Genomic DNA, 17,313 nt, shown 5'->3' with positions numbered 1-17,313 from the left:
TTTCGTTATTGGGCGGGCCCTCAAGGTGATGGTGCGTCTTCAGCGCTGGATGGGTTCGAGTTTTTCCATTCCGCCCATGTATGGGCGCAGGACTTCTGGGATGGTCACGGAGCCGTCGGCGTTCTGGTGGGTTTCGAGGATCGCGACGATCCAGCGGGTGGTTGCCAGCGTCCCGTTCAGTGTTGCTACGGAGCGGGTGCCTTTGTTCTTGCCTTCGACGTCGGTGACGCGTTCGCGGATGTTGAGGCGGCGGGCCTGGAATGTGGTGCAGTTCGATGTGGAGGTCAGTTCGCGGTAGGTTCCTTGGGTTGGTACCCAGGCTTCGCAGTCGAATTTGCGTGCCGCACTGGTTCCGAGGTCGCCTGCCGCGGTGTCGATGACGCGGTAAGCGAGCCCGAGGGACTGCAGCATTTCTTCTTCCCAGGCGAGCAGTTGTTCGTGGAGTTCTTCTGCTTGTTCTTGCTGGCAGTAGACGAACATTTCGAGTTTGTTGAACTGGTGTACGCGGATGATGCCGCGGGTGTCTTTGCCTGCGGAGCCGGCTTCGCGGCGGTAGCAGGTGGAGTAGCCGGCGTATTTGAGGGGGCCGGCGGTGAGGTCGAGGATTTCGTCGGCGTGGTAGCCGGCGAGTGCGACTTCGGATGTTCCGACGAGGTAGAGGTCGTCTTTTTCGAGCCGGTAGATTTCGTCGTCGTGTTCGACGTCGAAGCCGGTACCGCGCATGGTTTGTGGGCGTACGAGAGTTGGGGTGATGATCGGCTCGAAGCCGTTGCGTAGCGCGAGGTCCATACCCATGTTGATGAGCGCCATTTCAAGGCGTGCGCCTACTCCTTTGAGGAAGTAGAAGCGGGAGCCGGATACTTTCGCGCCGCGTTCCATGTCGATGGCCCCGAGAATTTCACCGAGTTCGAGGTGGTCGCGTGGCTCGAATCCTTCGGCGCTAAAGTCGCGTGGGGTTCCTACGGTTTTGAGGACGGTGTAGTCGTCTTCGCCGCCGGTTGGGATGCCGTCGATGATGAGGTTGGGGAACGATGCGGCGATCGTATCGCGCTGTTCTTGGGCTGTGTTGGCGGCGGCTTCTGCTGTTTTGACTTGGCCTGCGAGTTGTTTCACGCCTTCGAGGAGGGCTTGTTTTTCTTCGCCTGTGGCTTGGGCGACTTTTTTGCCGAACGCTTTTTGTTCTGCTCTCAGTGTTTCGAACTCGGCGAGCGCGCTGCGGCGTTCGGCGTCGGCCGTGAGAACGCGATCGACGAGTTGTTCGTCGGCTTCGCGGGCGCGTTGGGATGCACGGTATTTCTCTGGGTTTTCGGCCAGGTCTTTCAAGTCGATCATGGTTATAAGCCTACCTGTCACGGTCTTCTTGACGGGTTTGTTGTGTCTTATGTGGTTCACAGGATGGTGGCTTGGTCGGTAATCTATGGGGACGGCACGTTTGTGTCTGTTTGTGGTTGTTGTAGTGGAAGGTTTTGGTGGGTTCGTTGGTTCAGCCTGCGGTGATTTTGAATGGCGGTAAGCCCGGTTTGGAGGCCATCCGCGATGAGTTCCGTGAGGTTGCGCTGGCGGAGGGTATTGCGGAGCCTTTGTTTTTTGAGACGACGGAGGATGATCCGGGGGCTGGGCAGGCTGCGGAGGCGTTGGCTACGGGCGCTGATCTGATTGTTGTTGGTGGCGGTGACGGTACGGTTCGGTTGGTCGCTGAGTATTTGGTGGGGCGTGGCGATGTTGAGTTAGCTGTTTTGCCGTTGGGGACGGGTAATTTGTTGGCCCGGAATGTGGGTATTGATCCGGACGATGTTTCAGGCGCTATCCGTACGGCGTTGTTGGGGGAGACGTATCGGGTGGATGCCTTGCGGGTTGAGTTGGTGGGCCCGGATAAGTCTGTGGATTCGCAGTTGAGTTTGGTCGCTGCTGGTGTGGGGATCGATGCGGAGGTCATGTCGAACACGAATTCCCGGTTGAAGAGGCTGATTGGTCCGGGGGCTTATGTTGCGGCTGGTTTGCAGCGGTTAGCGGGTTTCCCTAAGGAGGCTCGTGTGCGGATTGATGATGGTGCGTGGGAGACGGTTGATTTCCGCACGATTGTGATGGCGAACGCTGGCTACATTCAGGGTGGTATCGAGTTCGCGCCGGGTGCTTCGATGTCTGATGGTGTGCAGGATGTTGTGTTGTATAGGCCGCGTACTGCGTTGGGGTGGTCGATTGTGGGTGTGAAGACGTTGTGGCATAAGCGTTTGCGCACCCGGTTGATGGCGCATGTTCAGATGCGGAAGATTTCGGTGCGTCCTTTGAAGCCGGTGATGGCTCAGATTGATGGTGACCCGGTGGGTAAGGTCACGACCATGACGACTGAGGTTGTCAAGCATGCGCTGACTTTGCGGGTTCCGCGCCCTGTGGATCGGTGTGCTCCTGGTGGGGATTTGCTTGCGATGCTGCCGCGCGGTTTCCGTAAGGCCCTGAATTCTCTGCGTAGTTAGGCGACTACCTCGCCTGGTTGCCGTCTGTTTGGGTGGCATCGGCCTGGTTGCCGCTTGTCAGGATGTCGTTGAGCCAGGCGTCGGCGGCTTGATAGGCCTCGGGGGTTGCGTGTGGTGGAACGTTGACGACTATCGGGGTTGCGGATGGGTAGGAGCCGAGGAAGCGGATGTAGGTGCTGATGCGGTGGAGGCCGTGGAGCACTTCTACGACGCGGGGTTCGCTGATGTGGCCTTCGAGGTCGATCGAGAAGAAGTATTGGCCAAGTCCCAGGCCTGTGGGGCGGGATTCGATGCGGGTGAGGTTCACGCCGCGGGTTGCGAAGTGGTCGAGGATTTCACGCAGGCCGCCGGGGCGGTCGTGGGTGAGTTCGACGACGATGGTGGACTTATCGGACCCGGTCGGCCCTGGGATGCGGCCGGGTTTTTGGAGCATGACGAAGCGGGTGACCGCGCCTTGGTTGTCTTCGATGCCTTCAGCTAGGACGTTGAGGTTGTGGCGTTGGGCGACCAAGGGTGAGCAGATTGCCGCTTGGTAGGCGGGGTTGTCTTCGAGGAGGCCGAGCGCGCCTGCCGCGGTGGATGATGCGGGCAGAAAGTTGACCTCCGGGATCGCGTTCTGCGCCCATTGCCGGCATTGGGCCCACGCGTGGCCGTGGGTTGAGATGGTGCGGATCTGGTCGAGGGCGTTGATTTCTGGCAATGCGGCGAGCTGGAAGGTCACGGGGATCACGGCTTCTGCGACGATGTGGAGCGAATCCCCTGCGGCGATCGCATCGAGGGTCGCGGAGACCCCGCCCTCAACGGAGTTTTCGATCGGCACAACGGCCGCATCAACCTCACCTGTGCGAACTAGCTGGAGTGCTGCGTCCACGTTGGTGGCCGGGATCCGGTTGTGTTCCGGTTCCGCGGCGGGCCCCGGCAGTGTCAGGAGGGCTTGTTCGCAGAAGGTTCCGGCTGGTCCCAGATAGGTGTATTTCACGCTCACTCTGTCCTTATATAAGCAATCCGACATACAACGCCTGTGTATGCCTTGGTGGACATACACAGTTTGGTATGCATGCACGGTTTGGTAGGCATGCACAGTGTTGTCTCATATCCGGCGCTGCCCTATTTGATGCGCGGGGTTTCTCCGTTGTCGCTTTCGATGGGTTTGCCGGCATCAAGCCATGCGCCGGACCCACCAGCGATGTTGAAGACGCTGTAGCCCTGGTTCGCGAGCCAGCCGCAAGCCTGCATCGAACGGCCACCGGTGCGGCACACGATGTAGAGGTCCTCATCCGGATCGAGCTCTTCGTAACGCTGCATGAGTTCGCTGAGTGGGAGGTGGCGTGCCCCGACGATATGCCCTGCGTCCCATTCGTCTTGTTCGCGGACATCGAGGATGGCTGCACCATCTGGGACGTCGCTGACGCTGACGTTTTCGAAGAGGTCTGACATGCTGTGCTCCTTGCTGACGGTGTCCCGGTAGCTGTGTTGCGTGCCCCGGAAACTGTGTGTCCGGGTGCCGGTGGTTCCCAGCCTACAGATTTCTCACTGTATCGAGTCTCTCTGTGCGATTTGTTTTCAGGGTGGTGTTAGTTTTCGTGGCGTTCGTGTGACGTGGTGGATATGGGTTGGCATCATGGGTGTATGAGTTTTGAGATTCCAGAAGCGTTGTCTGGTGTTCCGCGCAGGGTTGATGATGGTTTGCCGTTGGCCGTCCAGTTGAGAAACAGCTTGCTTGCGGGCGAAGTTTCCGCGGTTGAGCTTGCCCACGATGTTGCTGAACGGGTGCGGTCTAAGAACCCTGACCTGAACGCTGTCGTGACGTGGGATGAGGACATGTTGCTGGCGCAAGCGCGTGAAGCCGACGATGCGCTGGCTGGTTACCGGGACTCATCCGGCAGCCCGGCCGACGGCGCTAACTCCAGCGGCAGTGACTCTACGGGCGGTGACTCAGCGTCATCGTCTTCAGCGACCTCAGCGGCTTCCCTGGGTAAGCGGGTTCCGCCGTTGCTTGGCTTGCCGATGGGGTTGAAGGATGGCCTCGATATTGCCGGTCTGCCTACTACGTATGGTTCCGCCTCGATGGACCATGTAGTGGCGGGCGAGGATGGGCTACATGCTGCGCGTTTGCGTTCAGCTGGGGCGAATCTGTTTGCTAAGACCTCGGTTCCGGAGTTTCTGCTTTCGTGCCATTCGGAGAACCCGATCCTTCCGCCGGCTAAGAATCCTTTGGATGTTTCCCGGACTCCGGGCGGTTCTTCGGGTGGGTCTGCGGCGGCAGTTGCTGGCGGTTTGATGCCGGTCGCTCCGGGTAGTGATGGTGGGGGTTCGGTTCGCATTCCGGCTTCAGCCACCGGGCTGATTGGTCTGAAGTTGGGCCGCGGCGCGATGGTCGAAGACATCACGGATGAAACCGGTGCGGCGTCACCGATCGACCGTTGGGGTGCTCCGAAGCTATCGGTCACTGGCCCGTTGGGTCGAGATGCACGGGATGCCGCGTTGATGCTGGATGGATTGCTTTTTGACCGTTCGCGGCTGGCCGCTGGCCATTCCGCTACCCCGGCGCTGGATTCCGTAGAAGCTGCGTTGGACCATTCGGAGGGCCTGGCTGGGTTGCATGTGGGTTTCACGCGCACCAGCGCTTTCGATTCCGCGTTGCCGGTTGAGATTTCTGCTGCCGCTGAGGCCGCGTTTGCGCGGGCTTGCGCGGTTCTGGAGCGCCTGGGTGCCGATGTCGAGGAGTCCCCGTGGCAGGCCCCGAGTGATTATGACGAAACTTTCCGGAAGGTGTGGACGGCCTGGTTGGGGCGCACTCCGATCCCGTATGAGGACAAGCTGGGCGAGTTGGCGGCATCGTTCCGCGCGGAGGCGCAGGCCCGCTCAGAGAACGAACAAGAACGGGCCAACGAGCGGCTTCTGGAGATCGGTGGTTCGATGTCCACCGCGTGGGGTTCCTTCGATGTCGTGGTGACTCCTGCGATGGCTGAAACCCCGCCGCCGCTCGGTTATTTCATCGACAACGATGCCGAGACGGACTACCGCTTACAGTGCCTGTATACCCCGTACACGTCGATGGTGAACGTGGCTGGGGTTCCGGCCGTGACGGTTCCGGTGGGGTGGACCCCTGATGGGTTCTCGATGTCGGCTCAGTTGATTGGCCGGATGGGTTCGGAAGTCCACCTGTTGTGCATCGCGGCTCTCATGCAACGCGAGTTGGCCTCAGCCGGCCTGATCTAGCTCCCTACAGCAGCTCTTTGAGGAGCTTCGATTTGGTTCCCTTATATGGCGGGTAGGCGACCCGCAGGGTATCGAAGCGCAGCGGCTTGGAGAGGGTTGGGCGGTCTTGGCTGAACTCGTCGAAGCCGGCTTTGCCGTGGTACTGACCGATCCCGGAGGCTCCGATGCCGCCGAATGGTAGGGACGGGATCGCTAGTTGGATCACGGTCGCGTTGATGCACACCCCGCCTGCGCGCACGTAGTCTTCGAAGATCCGCTGGAGCCCTGCCTTGCCTGAGAACAGGTAGGCGGCCAGCGGGTCTGGCCTGTCTTCGATGAAGTCGAGGGCGTCATCGAAGGTTTCCACCGTGATGATCGGCAGGATGGGCCCGAAGATCTCTTCTTGCATCACGGGCTGGTCCGGCTCAACATCGGCAAGCACGGTCGGGGCGATGTAGCGGTCTTCAATATCGGTGGTTCCGCCGGTGACCACGCGGCCTTGGTCGAGGAAGCCTTTAAGGCGTTCTGCGTGGCGTGTGGTGATGATGCGTGGATAGTCCGGGGATTGTTGCGGGTCTGTCCCGTAGAACTGCTGGATCGCGGCCGGCAGTTCTTTTTCCAGCGCCCGGCTCACGCGTGAACCCACCGCGAGAATGTAGTCCGGTGCCACGCATGTCTGCCCGGCGTTCATGAACTTGCCGTAGGCGATGCGGCGTGCCGCGGTCTTGATGTTGCCGTCCACAACCACTACGGGGCTCTTGCCCCCGAGTTCGAGTGTGCACGGGGTCATTTGTTCGGCTGCGGCACGGTAGACGATGCGCCCCACTTTTTCTGAGCCGGTGAAGAAAATGTGGTCCCACTGTTCCTTCAGTAGCTCTTGGGTTTCCTCTGCCCCACCGTTGATGACGGCCACGGTGCGGTGGTCAAGGTATTTAGGGATCAGTTCAGTCAGGATCTGTGCTGTGGCTGGCGCGAGTTCGCTCGGCTTGATCACGGCGCAGCAGCCCGCCGCGAGCGCTGCTACGAGTGGGGCGAGCGTGAGGTTCACGGGGTAGTTCCACGGCGAGATGATGAGCACGAGCCCTTTAGGCCGCGGCATCACGGTGGCTGATGCTGGCGCGAGCGCGATGGGTGAAGATACTTTGCGGCGCATCATCCAGTCATCGAGGTGGCGGCGGGCGTGCGCGATTTCGCCTTCAACAACCTGCAGCTCGGCCACGGAGGATTCGGTTTCAGACTTACCGAGGTCTTGCGCGAGCGCTTCGAGTAGTTCCTCGCGGTTTTCAGCGAGCATCGCCTCGAGAGCATCGAGTTGAGCGATCCTGAAGCGACGCACGTGAGCGATCCGGGAGAGCGCGCCTTCGCGCAGGTGCGCCACGGTCTCCTGGATCCCGCGGTTCTCCGCGTCGTCTGGGGCGGTACGGATGCGGGCGGCGTTCTCGGGAGTCTGATTGGTGGCCATCATATTTCGATCCTATGGGGTGGGTATCGGCCGGCCAAGGACATCTGAGTTACGAGTTAGTTTCTTCGCGTACTGAAGAGTAAGATACTCGTTCAGCCCCACATGTTTTAACGGTGCCATTTTTGGCGCCATTCAGGAAGTTCCATGCCCAAGAAAAGCAAGCCTGTGTTCAGTTGGACTGTGCACGGCGATGGCCGCACGGTTTCACCGAATACAGCTGTTGCCCCGGATGAGCGCCTCCACTGGCCGCAGACTATCGGCATCGGTGTTCAGCATGTCATGGCGATGTTTGGAGCCACGGTTCTAGTTCCGGCTCTCACGGGCTTCCCTGTCACCACAACACTGTTGTTCTCGGGGCTTGGAACCATTATTTTCTTGTTGGTTACGGGCAACCGGATCCCGAGTTATCTCGGTTCTTCGTTCGCGTTCATTGCGCCGGTCAGCGCTGCGATGGGGCCTGGCCGGGACAACTTCGGTGCGGCACTCGGTGGTGTGCTTGTTACGGGTTTCGCTCTGTTCTTGGTGGGCGTAATTGTCAACCGTACCGGTACGGGCTGGATTCACGCGCTCATGCCGCCGGCGGTCATGGGGACCATCGTCGCGCTCATCGGGCTTAACCTTGCCGGTTCGACCGTGCCGAAAATGAAGGAATACACGCTCACGACCTTCAGCACGATGGCCGCGGTAGTAATCTGTTCGGTTCTGTTCCGCGGAATGTTGGGACGGTTGTCGATCCTGTTGGGCATCGTGATCGGCTACCTCGTGGCACTGCCTCAGGGCGAGATCGACTTCGCGCCCGTCAAGGAGGCCGCGTGGGTTGGTTTGCCAGCGTTCCACACCCCGACGTTTGATCTGCACGTGATCCTGCTGTTCCTGCCGGTTCTGTTCGTCCTGATCGCGGAGAACGTGGGCCACGTCCGCACCGTGGGCGTCATGACGGGCAAAAGCTACGATCACCTCAACGGTAAAACCCTGATGGGTGACGGTATTGCGACCATGCTCGCAGGCTCTGCTGGCGGCTCGGGCACCACGACCTATGCAGAGAACATCGGCGTCATGGCTTCCTCGCGAGTGTATTCCACCGCGGCGTATTGGATCGCTGGTTTCGTGGCGATCGTGTTGTCTTTCATGCCTAAATTCGGGGCCGTCATCGCAACCATCCCTCCGGGCGTGCTCGGCGGGGCGGGCATCGTGCTCTACGGGATGATCGGGATCATGGGTGCCCGCATCTGGGTTCAAAACCAAGTGGATTTCGGCAACCCGATCAACCTCATGACCGCGGGCGCGGGCCTCATCATCGCGATCGCACTCAACGGCGGCGATAACGTCCTGATGATCGCGGGCCTGACGCTGGACGGGATCGCGTTGGGAACCATCGCAACCCTGCTGATTTATCACGTGATGCGAGGAATTGCGTTGTGGCGTAAGACCGTCCCCACCCACGTAGACGAGCCTCAAGGCGCCCAGCCAGGCAAGCTAGGCTAGTAGATCCGAGAGGTACACAAGAAGGCCGGGCCAACCTAAGATGGTACAGATATGAGTGAATGGGAAGACACCTGGAAAGCCGCAGGGTGGAAAGACACTGCCCGCGGCTGGATTCAGCGTGCTCTCGACACCCTCGGTATCGAGTGTGTAGCCCGCCTCAAACCTGTCACAGCAACCCTCGCGGCGGCCGTCTACAGCATCGATACACCCGAGGGGACCATCTATTTCAAGGCCACCGCTCCCGCGCGAGCCGCGGAAGCGACGCTGTCAGCACATCTGGCCGCCGTCACGAAAGGCCACGTCCCCGTCCCCATCGCGGTTGAGCCCGAACAAGGCTGGATCCTAACCCCCGGCATCGGAACCCCGCTCTCCGACCTCATGCCGCAACGGCAACACGGCAAGCGCCGCAGCTCCACGCTGAGCCCTAAAGATGCCGAAGCAGCCACCAAACTCATTGGACGGGTACTGACCGAGGCATCGGATCTGCACCAGGCCACGGCCACCAGCCAGGACCGCCTCATGAACCTCGGAGCGCTCGCCTACACCGATGAGTCCTGGCCAGACCTGTACACAGACGCGCTCGACATCCACGAGAGCATGCCGGACTACCACCCGCTATGGATCGAGCCCACAACCCTGGACTTCCTCCGGCGTGAATCACGTCACCTCAAGGACGCCTCCGCCGCGCTCGCCTCGACCAAGCTCCCCCTGGTCTATAACCAGCTCAACCCGGAAAGCAGAAGCATCCTGCTACCGGACTCCCACCGCAACCCCATCATGTTCGTTGGCTGGAGCGGGGCAACCTTCACCAACCCGCTGCTCGCGATCGCAGGGATCGCGCTGGAACTCGGCAACGTGCTACGCACAGAACCACTCCAGGAACCGATGCGCTCCCTGCTGGTCAACTACATCACCCCACTCGCCGCGGACTCCCCTGTTTCACCAGAGAACCTGCTGGACTACCTCATCCCAGCAACCCTGCTTGCGCACGTGCGGAACTATCTGGCGCTCATGGAGCTCATGCGTGACGCCCCGCCTGAAACCCAAACGAAATACGCAGGCGAACTCCGCGCACTCCTGCACTACGCGGTCGATTCAGACCCACGCCACCACAACCACCGCGCCAATGGAAATAGCGCCCGCGCAAACGGCGCTGGCAGGAACGTCGCCCGCGGGAACGGTGATGGCGGGAACAGCGACAACCGGAACGGAAACAGCAGGAACAACGCTAGTAGGAGCGGGGCTAGCAGAAACGGGCGCCGCCACGGGCGCCGGTCGGCTCTAAGCTAAGCGTTTCAGGACCCGTTCAATCTCAACAGCAACCGAGTCCTCGTGCACTGGGCCAACCACACGATCCGCGGCGTCCGCCACCACCTGGTAATCCGGGCCCACCGCAACACCCGTGCCAGCCCACGCGAGCATCGGGATGTCATTAGGCATATCCCCAAACGCCCACACATCCTCACGCGCAACCCCCAAAGACGCCGCGAAATCACGCAAACGTGCCGCCTTATCAACCCCCGGGGCTGACATCTCAAGCAACGCGACATCAAACGCTGAATGCGTCATCGTCACAACATCATCCACGGCACGCCCCACAACCGCGGCGAACTCCGAAGCCTTACCCGAGGGCCGCTTAGCCAAAAGCTTCACAGTACGCTGAGCAACCGCCGCATCGAAATCCAGACCCGAATCCGAAACACGCGCGCCCGCATCAACAAAACCCGCGCGAGCCTGAGCTGGAATGAACCCCGGCTCCGCAACAATCCCCTCCAACGTCTCTGCCGCGAACAATGCATCCGGAGCCGCACGCAGAATCCGCTCCCGCGCCTCACGCATCGCAGCCGCATCAATCTCCGCAGCATCCACCACCACGCCACGCGAATCATCGAACAAAACAGCGCCGTTATAGGCGATCACCGGCCCCAGATCACCCAAACGCTCACGCACCGACCCAAGCCACCGCAACGGCCGCCCCGTCACCAAAACCACGTGCACACCCGCGGCACGCGCGGCGTGCAAAGCCTCAACAGTACGGTCAGACATCGTCCCATCACGACGCACAACCGTCCCATCCAGGTCAGTCGCCAAAAGCTTCACAGCAACACCCCCTCCCTGCCGCCATCCGCCACCGGACCAACAACACTCAAAAGCTGCTCACGCGAGGGCCCATCAGGCCCCTCAGACTCAACCGCCAACGCACCCGCCGCCAACGCGACATCTAACAGACGCGAAACCTGTCCCTCAGACAAGCCCTGCACCCGCTCAGCCGCACCAATACCGCCACAACCGGCATCCACCAAGGCAGAAATCAACGCAGCCATTACAGCGTCCCCTGCACCCACCGTGTCCACCACATCAACCGAATGAGCCGCACGCGTCACAAGATGCTCGTGAGTCATAGCCAACGCGTCACTACCCCCGCTCGTCACCACAACAAGCGAAGGGCCCATCGAAAGCCACCTACGCGCCGTATCAACAGCAGGGCATTGCGGATACAGCCACTCCAAATCCTCGTCAGAGGCCCGCACCACATCAGCCAGCGCAACAACCTCCTCGATACGCTCAGCCTCGACCTCACGGGTCCCCGCCGTATCAGGGCGCACATTCGGATCAAACGTCACCAGCGCACGCCCACGGGCCGCCCGCATCGCGTTCAACACGGCGAAGCGCCCCGGATCCAACGAAACCGCAAGCGAGCCCGAATGAACCACCGACGCGTCAGTCGCCAACGCAGCCAACTCATCATCAGCCGGGCCTAGATCCCACGTGAGTGACTCAAAAAGATAATCCGCCTGACCATCGGAGTCCACCTGGCCGCGCGCAACAGTCGTGGCTCCACGCAAAGGCGGAGTGAAGACCTCAACGCCCTCACGCGCCAACGTCTCCAAAACAACGTGCGCGGCATCGTCATCACCCAGACGCGTCGCAAACGTCACCTGGGCCCCGTAACGGGCCAAACCCATAGCGACGTTCAGCGGCGAACCGCCTGTGTACGCCGCAACGCTGCCGTCAGTCTTTTGAAGAATATCGACGAGCGCCTCACCGATCACCAACATGCCAGTATCCCTGTAACCATCACTCACCGTCTTGGTTACCGACCCGGGAACTGAGCGGTCTGCTTATCCACGAAAGCCTGCCGCCCTACACGCGAATCCTCAGAACCGAACACGGCAGAGAACGCGCCCAACTCAACATCCAAACCATCACGGACCGTGAGCGCATCCGCCTTGGCCATCGTTAGCTTAGCTTGGGCAACAGCAACCGGGGAGCGCTGTGCAACCGAAGCAACCAGCTCATCAGCGCACTCAAGCAGCGCATCCTTATCTGGGCACACGCAGTTGACCAGGCCGACCTCCAGAGCACGCTGTGCGCGCAACGGGTTACCCGTCAGGATCATCTCGCGAGCCACACCCAACGGGACGCGGCGCGGCAAACGCACACAGCCGCCGAAACCCGGGATGATCCCCAACGTGATCTCAGGTTGGCCGAACGAGGCGTTCTCAGACGCGATGATCCAATCGCACGCCAACGCCAGCTCGCAGCCGCCACCGAGCGCGTGACCGTTCACCGCAGCGATCACCGGAACCGGCAACGCCTCCAACGCGAGCGTGACCTGATGCATCGACTCGGCGTAGGCGCGTGCTTCTTCTGAGCCGTACTCGCTCATCTCAACGATGTCGGCCCCTGCCGCGAAAGCCTTCTCACCTTCACCGGTGATAATCACAGCACGGAACGGCCACCCGGACTCGGACGCTGTTTCCAGCAACTGGGAGCACGTGGTGACCACGGCATCGAGGTCAGCGACCACCTGGGTCGAGAGCGCATTCATCGCCCGCGGCCTGTTGATGCTCACAAGCAGAGCGCTTCCACGCTCAGAAACGTTTACTGTTGAGAACTCCCCAAATTCCATGGTTCACCTTCTGCCGGATGAGCAATCGATTCTTCCTGACTATTACCAGGGTGCACCGAAGTGTGCCCATTGTCACCTTTAGAAAGTAACACCTAGAGGGGTGTCGCGGTAGCGAGGCTGCTAGGCGGCCTCACGCTCAGTGTGCGCGGTGCGGTTAGCTTCGCTCGTAATCCATTCGCTCGCCTCCCGAGCGCGCTCAGCGCTACCGGAAGAGATCGCAAGAGCGAGAGCGTCATGCTGATCCAGCACCGCTTCACTCGGAGACACAAGCTCACCGTTAACGGTCAAGCTGCGGCGCATAATCTGCTGGATCACATGCCCAGACATGCGGAACAACGAGTTTCCGCTGTAACGGTAAATCAGCTCATGAAACTCGGTGTCCGTGCGCACGAACGCTTCCATGTCATTCGACGCAGCGGTGTCACGCAACTGGCCAGCCAACGCAATGATGTCGTTCTTGACTTCGCGTGGGGCGTGGATCGCGGCACCAGCAGCCGCCATCGGCTCGATCGCGCGGCGCAGCTCAGTCAGCTCACGGAACTGAGTGTCACCGTCTGGGCCGGACAATCGCCACGTGATGACCTGCGGGTCGTGCACACGCCAGTGCTCCAGGCCGGTAACAATGAGGCCCACGCGGCGCTTGGCGTACATCAGGCCCATAGATTCCAGGATGCGCATCGCGTCGCGTGCCACCGTGCGGGACACGTCGAAATGGTCCTGGATGTCATCGAGCGTGAAGCGTGAGCCAGTGCCGATCTCGCCATGAACGATGCGCCGTCCAAGGTTCGCGACAACCGTGTTGCGCAGAACGTGCGAGGAAGATCCTATGCCCTCATTGATGGTCTGTTTCAGATTGTCATGGTCAGCTGTGGCCATTTGGTTGAATTCTCCTGATGTTTTTCTTGTGTGAGGTCACGGATAGCTATGAGCCGCCAGTCATTTGATGCTGATAGGTGTCACTATCCGACCTGACTTATTTCCCACATACCTTGCGCAAATATCGCTCCCATTTTGACGAACGAAATTTGTTAGATGGATTTATTCGGAATAAGCACGCGTTTTCAGGGTCACCATTAAGCCCACATGAGCAAGCGCGTGGATTTATCGTATATGTGGAAAATTAGCGCTTCCTACGTAATTTTCGAGAACTAGCTGTATTTCTTCGTAAAGTCCGGCTCTTTAGAGATCTCTGTTGAGAAAAAGACCGCCGAGAAGAACTCTGTTGCGAAGAGCTCTCTTGCTGGGAAGTCTGGGTTGATCCGCGAGATGATGTTGATCCGCGGGATGACCCTGCCCTGCGGCCTCTGAGCACTCCAACAAAGTCTTGGATCACAGCCTCGCGCGTCTCGCGCTCAGCCAGGCTCCAATCCCCGTTACTCACTGTTGGGACCGCGTCCGGGTGCACCCATACAACGGAGACGCGTGTTCGAGGTTCTGCCTGCAGGCGGCGCACCACAACGTCCTTGCGGGAGAGCATGCGCGCCAACGGAAAAGGTAGCTCAGCTACCGCGCCAGCACCCGAGGCAGCGACCTCGACCATCATGCGCTGGCCCGCAACATCATCTGGGTAATCGGCAGGGTCAAGACGCGCCCACGCCGCGGCTTCCTCTAGCGGGATTGAATCGTGTTCATCCCAGTATTCCGCGTCATGCTCGCGGGCCGTTACAACCGCAACATCCTCGTCGTAGAGCCTCACCGCGTGCAGGCGGACGCCCCGGGGGAACTCGCGGCGGGTGAGGACCTCGTCAACACTGTGGCGCACCAAAGCGACGTCCGAGCGGAAGTTCAGTAGCGCCTCGATTGCCTCAGAATCAGAGGTGCCCGCGGTCAGCTGGACCGAAACATCAGGGCGTGCGTCACCAAAACGCTTAAGCCACTTGTCAGGGCTGGTTCCAGGTGCACACCACAGACGCAGGCGGTTCAGCTGCGCGGGCATCTCAGAAGGGTGCGGGATATTAGTTTCCGGAGGTACGGACAACGTAGACGTCACACGGTGCGTTGTGCACGATGCCGGTGGCTACGGAGCCGAGCACACGGCCCAGGCCGTGAGTGCCGACGTTACCTACGAAGATCACGTCAGCCTTGTGTTCTTTAGCGGCCTTGATCAAGGCATCCACGGGCTTGCCGAACATCGCGGCGGTCTCTACTTTGAGGTCGGGCTCGTTTTCGAGGAGTCGGTCTGCCACGCGGCGAGCAAGGTCACCTGCGAGGTCGGCGTCGTCGAGAACCCAGGTGTCGGTACCGATGTTGACAACCTCAGTGTTGTCTTTGGAGTGAGCCGAAACCACAACGAGGGTGTCGCCAGTTCGTGCCGCTACATGCGCTGCGCGGGATGCAGCTTTGAATGCAGTCTGCGAGCCGTCAACGCCGACGATGAAGGTGCCCATGGTGTACTCCGTATCTGTTTCAGGTCAGTCTTGAACTGATACTAACCGCAGAACACGTGTGAGAACAGTCCTAAACAAGAAAAACGTTGGCCCGTTGCGGGAACTACTCGCGTCCCTCTTCGAAGACAGGGCATTTCTCAGCGAACTGTTTGGCTTTATCGTCCATCGCTGGGTCTGTGGCTCGTTCCCCGAGTTCACGCATCTGAGCCTGAGCTTCAGTGTTCGACATGTCTTCTGAGATCTTGACCTGAACGTCAATCATCTTGGCAAGCAGGTAGATCGGATCGGACAGCTCCGACGTACTGTTCTTCTCAGCGGCACCTTTGAGGTCCTGGCCGAACTGAGCCAGCTTTTCGGAGTCTGAGATGCGCATGAAGTCACTGAAACTTTCGATGTTTGCATTCTTCAGCGCCTGAGAGAAGTCTTCACACAGGGCCTCGTCGGGGTCCTTGTTTGAGCAACCGGTCAGAAGCCCGGCCGCAAGGCCAAGTGCGGACAAGCCAGCGATGAGGCGGGCACCTGGGTGCTTGGTGCCGCGTGTGTTGAAACGTGCTTTCATAATCTACTCCTTAAGTTCCTACTCAGGGAACAACGCTTTGGGGGGGAACAACGCTGGTAGCTAGTCCTCATCGAAGGCAGGGCAGTTCTCAGCGAACTTCTTAGCCTTCTCCCCTAGCTCTGGCTGGGCGGCCTGCTGCGACAGGTTGTATAACTCCGCTTGAAGTTCCTGATTCTCGCGGTCTTGGTCAAGCTTGGCGGAAGTAACCGCCATCTTGCCTACGACTTCAATGGGTTCAGCGTACTCAGAATCGTCATACTTCTCGGCTGCATCAACGAACCCTTCGCCGAGCTGACTCACTTTCTCAGCCTTCTCGAGGTTCGGGATATCGTTCCCGTTGTCCAAGCCAACGGACTCGAGTGCCTTGGTCGCCTCTTCACACAGACCCTCATCGGGGTCCTTGTTCGAGCAACCAGTCAGAAGCCCGGCCGCAAGGCCAAGTGCGGACAAGCCCGCGATGAGATGAATGCCTGGGCGATGGGTACTGGGTGCACTAGAACGTGTTTTCATGACCTTCTCCCTGCTTCCTGCTTAAAAACGATGCTAGTTGTTACTTCACACCAATAACAGGGCACTTTAGTGTGGCGACCATCAACTTTCATATTGAAGTGGTCATGCACGCTCAGTTGTTTACTCGTCCCGGAAGGCCAGACACTTCTTGTAGAACTCGTCCACCTTTTCCTCTGTGCGCTCTTCATTCATCCTGACTTCAAGCACCCATTTCTCTTCACGATATTCAGGGTTCGAGCTCTCGTGATCCGCCTTGGCTTCAGCCTCTGTGAAGCGACCATAAAGTTCCAGAGCATCTGAGTACTGCGAACCCTTGTTATTGTGAGCCGCTATCTGAAGGTTCCTCCCGGCCTTAAGTTTCTTGTCGCTGTCCTCGAGCTCGTCGGAACTTCTGGCACCGGTCGCGTTTACTGCTTTGACCATGTCTTCGCACAAGGCCTCATCTGGGTCCTTAGCCGAGCATCCAGCGAGGAAGGCAGTCACAAGACCAGCAACCGATAACCCTGCGATGAGGCGTGCACCAGAATGCTGGGCACTGCGTGCGTTAGAACGTGCGGCGATGATCCATTCCTCAACTTCCTAGGCAACTCAGCCCTACTCAAAACTGATCTCTACTCATCTCAGCACGGATCGCATAAAGATGCTCCCCGCTAGCCAGGTACTGATTTCTCAGTCCAGCCAACGGGGAGCATGTCACCTAGCCTGCGCTAGGTTCCACTAGTTCTTGAAGGCGTCGCACTTCTTAGAGAGTTCCTTAGCCTTCTCTCCGTTATCCTCGTCCCGGAGCTGTTCACCGATCTCATCCATTTCAGACTTGAGCTGATCAGCGTTCGATGGGTCTTCTTTCACCTTAGCGGCGAGCTCGGCTGACTTACCTAAGAGGTTGACAGGTTCTGCAAGGTCCGATTTGCTGTTTTCAGCTGCTGCTTTGAGATCCTGGCCGAGCTTGGACATCTTAGCGCTGTCCTCGATCTGCAGGACTTCAGTAGGCTTTTCGATGCCAGCATCCTTGAGCGCCTTGGTGGCGTCATCGCACAGCTTGCCATCTGGGTTGTTATCACCCGAGCAACCGGTCAGCAGCGCGCCTGCAAGGCCCACCATGGACAGGCCAGCGATGAGGCGGGCGCCTGGGCGACGAGTGTTGGTGAAAGCTTTCACAATCTCTCCTTAGAGTTCATACCAAAATGATGACGCTACTACCTTTCACACGTTATTCGTCGCGCAAAAAGTAGTCCCGTACTACGTCCGACAGCGTACGTTAATCGGACCTGCGGGGAATAATCCGAGCGCAGATAGGACGTAAATATCACGTGAACACCGCG

General features: G+C 59.5%; 18 protein-coding genes. 4 read left to right on the top strand and 14 right to left on the bottom strand.

Annotation, left to right across the window (positions count from 1 at the left end; all coding sequences use genetic code 11):
• Positions 1–39 precede the first annotated feature (39 nt).
• Positions 40–1,332, bottom strand: a complete 1,293-nt coding sequence (serS, locus tag HMPREF3175_RS06590; RefSeq protein WP_035756018.1) for a serine--tRNA ligase — start codon at positions 1,330–1,332, stop codon at positions 40–42.
• A 137-nt stretch (positions 1,333–1,469) separates the two neighbouring features.
• On the opposite strand from serS, the gene HMPREF3175_RS06585 reads away from it, so the two are divergent.
• Complete coding sequence (locus tag HMPREF3175_RS06585; RefSeq protein WP_070491343.1) at positions 1,470–2,474, top strand: diacylglycerol/lipid kinase family protein; 1,005 nt, start codon at positions 1,470–1,472, stop codon at positions 2,472–2,474.
• A gap of 4 nt (positions 2,475–2,478) precedes the next feature.
• Here the strand turns inward: HMPREF3175_RS06585 and pheA are convergent, their stop codons facing one another.
• Positions 2,479–3,453 carry a prephenate dehydratase gene (gene pheA / locus HMPREF3175_RS06580; protein WP_370991839.1) on the bottom strand — a complete coding sequence of 325 codons (975 nt, stop codon included), beginning with the start codon at positions 3,451–3,453 and terminating at the stop codon, positions 2,479–2,481.
• Between the two features lie 128 nt (positions 3,454–3,581).
• Entirely contained in the window at positions 3,582–3,911 is a 330-nt protein-coding gene (locus tag HMPREF3175_RS06575; RefSeq protein WP_035756021.1) for a rhodanese-like domain-containing protein, read from the bottom strand.
• Positions 3,912–4,103: 192 nt separating this feature from the next.
• Between HMPREF3175_RS06575 and HMPREF3175_RS06570 the strand changes: the two genes are divergently transcribed.
• On the top strand, positions 4,104–5,696 hold the full coding sequence (locus tag HMPREF3175_RS06570) for an amidase (RefSeq protein ID WP_070491339.1): 1,593 nt from the start codon (positions 4,104–4,106) through the stop codon (positions 5,694–5,696).
• Between the two features lie 4 nt (positions 5,697–5,700).
• Here HMPREF3175_RS06570 and HMPREF3175_RS06565 read toward each other — a convergent pair whose 3' ends face one another.
• Positions 5,701–7,140, bottom strand: coding sequence for an aldehyde dehydrogenase family protein (locus HMPREF3175_RS06565; RefSeq protein ID WP_070491338.1), 1,440 nt, complete (start codon positions 7,138–7,140; stop codon positions 5,701–5,703).
• Positions 7,141–7,281: 141 nt separating this feature from the next.
• Between HMPREF3175_RS06565 and HMPREF3175_RS06560 the strand changes: the two genes are divergently transcribed.
• Together HMPREF3175_RS06560 and HMPREF3175_RS06555 are read left to right on the top strand one after the other, a co-directional pair.
• A complete protein-coding gene (locus HMPREF3175_RS06560; protein WP_070491336.1) occupies positions 7,282–8,622 on the top strand; it encodes a uracil-xanthine permease family protein in 1,341 nt (446 codons plus the stop codon).
• Positions 8,623–8,673: 51 nt separating this feature from the next.
• Positions 8,674–9,912, top strand: a complete 1,239-nt coding sequence (locus HMPREF3175_RS06555) for a hypothetical protein (RefSeq protein WP_035756027.1) — start codon at positions 8,674–8,676, stop codon at positions 9,910–9,912.
• Here HMPREF3175_RS06555 and HMPREF3175_RS06550 read toward each other — a convergent pair.
• From HMPREF3175_RS06550 to HMPREF3175_RS06505, 10 genes are all read right to left on the bottom strand, one after another.
• Positions 9,904–10,722 carry an HAD family hydrolase gene (locus HMPREF3175_RS06550; RefSeq protein ID WP_035756030.1) on the bottom strand — a complete coding sequence of 273 codons (819 nt, stop codon included), beginning with the start codon at positions 10,720–10,722 and terminating at the stop codon, positions 9,904–9,906. The two genes, HMPREF3175_RS06555 and HMPREF3175_RS06550, sit on opposite strands and share 9 nt — an antisense overlap.
• Positions 10,719–11,681 carry a carbohydrate kinase family protein gene (locus HMPREF3175_RS06545; protein ID WP_052048433.1) on the bottom strand — a complete coding sequence of 321 codons (963 nt, stop codon included), beginning with the start codon at positions 11,679–11,681 and terminating at the stop codon, positions 10,719–10,721. Before HMPREF3175_RS06545 ends, HMPREF3175_RS06550 begins: the two co-directional genes overlap by 4 nt.
• 35 nt (positions 11,682–11,716) lie before the next feature.
• A complete protein-coding gene (locus HMPREF3175_RS06540) occupies positions 11,717–12,535 on the bottom strand; it encodes an enoyl-CoA hydratase/isomerase family protein (RefSeq protein ID WP_035756033.1) in 819 nt (272 codons plus the stop codon).
• A 120-nt stretch (positions 12,536–12,655) separates the two neighbouring features.
• On the bottom strand, positions 12,656–13,411 hold the full coding sequence (locus HMPREF3175_RS06535; protein WP_052048434.1) for a FadR/GntR family transcriptional regulator: 756 nt from the start codon (positions 13,409–13,411) through the stop codon (positions 12,656–12,658).
• A gap of 244 nt (positions 13,412–13,655) precedes the next feature.
• On the bottom strand, positions 13,656–14,471 hold the full coding sequence (locus tag HMPREF3175_RS06530) for a LysR substrate-binding domain-containing protein (protein WP_035756035.1): 816 nt from the start codon (positions 14,469–14,471) through the stop codon (positions 13,656–13,658).
• A 19-nt stretch (positions 14,472–14,490) separates the two neighbouring features.
• Positions 14,491–14,922: a universal stress protein gene (locus HMPREF3175_RS06525; RefSeq protein ID WP_035756037.1), complete on the bottom strand. Its 432-nt coding sequence runs from the start codon at positions 14,920–14,922 to the stop codon at positions 14,491–14,493.
• 103 nt (positions 14,923–15,025) lie between these two features.
• Complete coding sequence (locus HMPREF3175_RS06520) at positions 15,026–15,481, bottom strand: hypothetical protein (RefSeq protein ID WP_035756040.1); 456 nt, start codon at positions 15,479–15,481, stop codon at positions 15,026–15,028.
• A 60-nt stretch (positions 15,482–15,541) separates the two neighbouring features.
• Entirely contained in the window at positions 15,542–15,991 is a 450-nt protein-coding gene (locus HMPREF3175_RS06515) for a hypothetical protein (protein WP_035756042.1), read from the bottom strand.
• Between the two features lie 120 nt (positions 15,992–16,111).
• Positions 16,112–16,474, bottom strand: a complete 363-nt coding sequence (locus HMPREF3175_RS06510) for a hypothetical protein (protein ID WP_035756043.1) — start codon at positions 16,472–16,474, stop codon at positions 16,112–16,114.
• 234 nt (positions 16,475–16,708) lie between these two features.
• Positions 16,709–17,149 carry a prolipoprotein diacylglyceryl transferase gene (locus HMPREF3175_RS06505; RefSeq protein ID WP_035756045.1) on the bottom strand — a complete coding sequence of 147 codons (441 nt, stop codon included), beginning with the start codon at positions 17,147–17,149 and terminating at the stop codon, positions 16,709–16,711.
• Between the last annotated feature and the right edge of the window lie 164 nt (positions 17,150–17,313).

The organism is Arthrobacter sp. HMSC08H08 (genome assembly GCF_001807575.1).
Classification (GTDB): Bacteria; Actinomycetota; Actinomycetes; order Actinomycetales; family Micrococcaceae; genus Pseudoglutamicibacter; species Pseudoglutamicibacter albus.
Note: the sequence above shows the minus strand (reverse complement) of the source record. Positions and strands in the feature narration are given on the sequence as shown.

What these genes read in the sequence shown, in the direction of transcription:
- serS (WP_035756018.1), bottom strand. Translation starts at nt 1,332, where the DNA reads ATGATCGACTTGAAAGACCTGGCCGAAAACCCAGAGAAATACCGTGCA.
- HMPREF3175_RS06575 (WP_035756021.1), bottom strand. Translation starts at nt 3,911, where the DNA reads ATGTCAGACCTCTTCGAAAACGTCAGCGTCAGCGACGTCCCAGATGGT.
- HMPREF3175_RS06570 (WP_070491339.1), top strand. Translation starts at nt 4,104, where the DNA reads ATGAGTTTTGAGATTCCAGAAGCGTTGTCTGGTGTTCCGCGCAGGGTT.
- HMPREF3175_RS06565 (WP_070491338.1), bottom strand. Translation starts at nt 7,140, where the DNA reads ATGATGGCCACCAATCAGACTCCCGAGAACGCCGCCCGCATCCGTACC.
- HMPREF3175_RS06560 (WP_070491336.1), top strand. Translation starts at nt 7,282, where the DNA reads ATGCCCAAGAAAAGCAAGCCTGTGTTCAGTTGGACTGTGCACGGCGAT.
- HMPREF3175_RS06555 (WP_035756027.1), top strand. Translation starts at nt 8,674, where the DNA reads ATGAGTGAATGGGAAGACACCTGGAAAGCCGCAGGGTGGAAAGACACT.
- HMPREF3175_RS06545 (WP_052048433.1), bottom strand. Translation starts at nt 11,681, where the DNA reads ATGTTGGTGATCGGTGAGGCGCTCGTCGATATTCTTCAAAAGACTGAC.
- HMPREF3175_RS06540 (WP_035756033.1), bottom strand. Translation starts at nt 12,535, where the DNA reads ATGGAATTTGGGGAGTTCTCAACAGTAAACGTTTCTGAGCGTGGAAGC.
- HMPREF3175_RS06535 (WP_052048434.1), bottom strand. Translation starts at nt 13,411, where the DNA reads ATGGCCACAGCTGACCATGACAATCTGAAACAGACCATCAATGAGGGC.
- HMPREF3175_RS06530 (WP_035756035.1), bottom strand. Translation starts at nt 14,471, where the DNA reads ATGCCCGCGCAGCTGAACCGCCTGCGTCTGTGGTGTGCACCTGGAACC.
- HMPREF3175_RS06525 (WP_035756037.1), bottom strand. Translation starts at nt 14,922, where the DNA reads ATGGGCACCTTCATCGTCGGCGTTGACGGCTCGCAGACTGCATTCAAA.
- HMPREF3175_RS06520 (WP_035756040.1), bottom strand. Translation starts at nt 15,481, where the DNA reads ATGAAAGCACGTTTCAACACACGCGGCACCAAGCACCCAGGTGCCCGC.
- HMPREF3175_RS06515 (WP_035756042.1), bottom strand. Translation starts at nt 15,991, where the DNA reads ATGAAAACACGTTCTAGTGCACCCAGTACCCATCGCCCAGGCATTCAT.